This is a genomic window from Zhongshania sp., assembly GCF_041623545.1.
GTDB lineage: Bacteria > Pseudomonadota > Gammaproteobacteria > Pseudomonadales > Spongiibacteraceae > Spongiibacter.
This window is the reverse complement of the sequence record NZ_JBFJWS010000328.1, coordinates 1-3,430: the sequence shown is the minus strand read 5'-3', so window position 1 is coordinate 3,430 and position 3,430 is coordinate 1. Positions and strand designations below refer to the sequence as shown.

3 protein-coding genes are annotated in these 3,430 nt (G+C 50.6%); 1 reads left to right on the top strand and 2 read right to left on the bottom strand.

Annotated elements, in window-relative coordinates; all coding sequences use genetic code 11:
* On the bottom strand, nt 1–1,145 hold a 1,145-nt coding region (locus ABYT30_RS17280), incomplete at its 3' end, for a cytochrome P450 (protein WP_373097700.1).
* Nucleotides 1,146–1,523: 378 nt separating this feature from the next.
* Nucleotides 1,524–2,438 carry an oxidoreductase gene (locus ABYT30_RS17275; RefSeq protein ID WP_373097699.1) on the bottom strand — a complete coding sequence of 305 codons (915 nt, stop codon included), beginning with the start codon at nt 2,436–2,438 and terminating at the stop codon, nt 1,524–1,526.
* Between the two features lie 474 nt (nt 2,439–2,912).
* On the opposite strand from ABYT30_RS17275, the gene ABYT30_RS17270 reads away from it, so the two are divergent.
* The coding region (locus ABYT30_RS17270) for an SDR family NAD(P)-dependent oxidoreductase (protein ID WP_373097697.1) at nt 2,913–3,430 on the top strand (518 nt) is incomplete at its 3' end.

Genomic DNA, 3,430 nt, shown 5'->3' with positions numbered 1-3,430 from the left:
TCCTGCAGGCACACTTTAATTTCTAAGCGCGCGAGATGAGCCCCCATACAGCTGTGCGGCCCACCCGCAAAGGTGAGGTTGACCCGACGTTTTCGGTTGAAATCAACTTGGCGGGGGTTTGGAAACACCTCAGGGTCAAAGTTACACGTCGGCAGAATTGCCGTGATACGGTCGCCCTTCTTCATTTTAATCCCACGCATTTCATAGTCACGACTCAGAACTCGGCCAGAGAATGTCACTGAAAACGATCGAATTAGCTCCTCAACTTGGACATTGATTTGCTCTGGGTTGTCGCGCATCTCTTTGCGACGCTCTGGGTTTTGTGCCAACCACAACCAAATATGGTTCAGGGTGGCAAACACGGTGTCTAGGCCACCAATAAACAAGAAAATAACAAAGCCAAAAATTTCCGGTTCACTCATCGGCCGACCATGGACTTCGCCGTTAATAATACGGCTTATGACTTTGTCGTCAGGGTTTTTGGTCTTTTCCGCAATAACTTCCTTCAGATAACTACTGATCAGGTCCATTGACTGCGCCATTACGGCCCTGTCCTGAGAGTGCAGTAAGTCCACCGCCCACTTAACAAAGGTATCGCGTTTATCTAGCGGCAGCCCCATCAACTCTAAAAACACCAATACCGGTAGTGGCCGCCCAAATGCCTCAGTAAACTCGCATTCACCCTTATCAATGATGTCATCAATGAGTTCATTGGCCAGTTTGCGAATTTTGCTTTCTAGCGCAACCACACCCTTCGGCGAAAATACCGGATCGAGAATAGCGCGATACTGACGGTGATCCGGCGGGTCTATCTCAATCGGAATAAAATAATAATAATCGTCGGGGTCCCGAGGAAACGGCGTTGCACCCTCGTTGGAGAATATCTCTGACTCCCGAAGCATAAATAATCCGTCTTCATGCTTTGTTAACTGCCATGCATTGCCAAAATCACTGTAGCCATAGTATATCGGTGGCTTTGTATTATGTAAGTCAGCCAGAAATGCCAAGGGATCGACAAGAAAATTGGGACCAAAAGGAATCTCGTTGGGCAGGGCCAACTCCGCGGGAACATGCGCTGGAATATTCTCTTTCCCAGCAATTCGGGGATATTGTGGTGGAACGGGGTTTGCTGGATCAATCGCCACAGATCTTCTCCTTACCTAAACACGGATAATTGATTTTTTATCGTTATTTACCTAAAAGCTGACACCATTAGGTGATTGTTTTCAAAATGACGCTAAAACATTACGGCCACGTGACACCGACATAGTAACCTAGCCTGTCACTGCATTTAACGTAGAGTTAGTACAATGTCCCGATAGCGACATCACTAGTGCCCTACTGCAGAAATCGCCTCGAAACGAATCGGAACGCCTAACATCCGAGACCCGGCTTGCATTAGTTCTCAACCCTTGATCAAGCGACAGCGTGGCGAATCAAACACCTCGCTGGCGGCAGCACACCGCGCCATCTAGCATGCCACCAACGCCGTCGAGCATACTGACAACCCGCGTTGCCTAGCCCTATAACGGGTAACGAATACCGCAGAACTCCTCAGCCAATGACCATAGCCGCCCGCGCTGTGTTTCATCCTGCGCCTCAGCCCTAACCTGCACTACCGTTGCTGGCCCTTTCATTTCTTTGAGCCCGGCTGGGCCGATGGCCTCACCACCCCGCAAATCCTCCCCAAGCGCAGCATACAAGGTTGGCATTGCGCCAGCAGCGGCTGATTGCATAATGAATCGGCCAATTATTGATAAACCAAATCGGATTGGCGCCGCTAAATTCCGCGACAAATCAGACTGAGAAAACCCGGGGTGTGCCGCTAAAGCCCGAGTGTCATGTCCTGCGGCGACAAGGCGCTGGTTCAGCTCCTGCGCGAACATCAGGCACGCCAGCTTGCTCTGGGAATAAGACTTGGTGGCGTCGTATTTTTTCTTGAAATGAATATCGTCAAATTGTATGTCGCCCCAGCTTGCCGCCAAACTATACAGGCTAACAATTCGGGCTTTCTGGGTTTTATTTAAAAGCGGTAACAACAACGCCGTAAGCGTAAAATGACCGAGAAAATTCACCGCGAACTGACCTTCAAAATTATCTTCCGTTGCAAAATACGGCGTAATCATAATGCCGGCATTATTAATGAGTAAATCGAGGCGCTCATGATCGCGTATATAGGCTGCAGCGAACTCCCGAACCGATTTCTGGCTACCAGTGTCGATTAGGCGCACTTCAAGCTTGGCGCTCGGAACGGACTTCGCGATGCTCGCTTTGGCCTCCTCAGCCTTGTCGCGATTGCGGCAAGCAAGAATAACTTTCGCACCCTTACCTGCCAATGCCAAGGCTGTTTCATAACCCAAGCCGGTATTCGCGCCAGTAACAATGGCAATGCGACCAGTTTGATCTGGGGCGTCTGCTAGTGAAAAATGTTTCGACATACTTTCTTCCCTGTTTTTAATCGTGCTGGGGCCCAAGCTTTCACCAATGGGTATTATTAGTGCACGCGAATAACAACAATACTATTCCCGCCGCAGCGCCAAATCCTATCCTATATGAATAAAGTACCGATACATCTCTTTACGATTGCCGCCACAGCCAATTGATGCCCATCGCTTTAAACTTTTCGCTATCCGCCGACCACGTCCCCAAATCCAAATCACACCCCGCATAAATTTATGCGGCAGCATTACCGCTACGCCGCGGTATCACGGCCAAAATGGTCATGCTACGCCAACCACAGATAATCACGCATCCCCAAATGGGAATACTACAAAGCCTTCCGCTATGTAATCTTATAGTGCCTCGGCGGGGCTTTGCCATCCGGCGGAACACAACAAACTAACAGCACCCCCCACGATCGCCAGCACTACTGCTAGTGCCCGAATGAACAGCACTTAACAAAGAGGAATAATATGGACTTACAACTAAAGGGCCGACGTACCTTGGTCACCGGTAGTAGCAGCGGTATCGGCGAGGGTATTGCCCGAATACTCGCCCAAGAAGGTTGCAAAGTCATTGTGCATGGCCGCAACCGTGAACGTGCAGAGCAGGTTGCCGCCGACATAAATGCGGCCGGCGTCGCCCTTGGCGACTTATCTACAGACGATGGCGCCGCCAGCGTTTACCAAAGCGCTACCGCCGCGCTAGGTGGCAACATCGAAATTCTTATCAATAACGCTGGTGGCAGCTCGACAGGAAATACCACAAAGGGCCCCGCTGACATCAGCGTCGATGACTACCTCTCTAACTTTCATGCCAATGCCCTGTCGTCGGTGCGCTTGTGCCGCTTTGCCGTGCCGGACATGGTGGCCGCAAAATTTGGTCGGATCATCAATGTTTCCAGCGCTGTCGCAGTGCAGCCGAATAACCTTGGCGCTGATTATTCCGGTGCAAAAGCCGCGCTAAATAACTTCACCGTGAGCCTTGCGGG

Bases quoted from the DNA above. Each gene is read 5' to 3' on its own strand.
- ABYT30_RS17275 (WP_373097699.1), bottom strand. From the start codon at position 2,438: ATGTCGAAACATTTTTCACTAGCAGACGCCCCAGATCAAACTGGTCGC.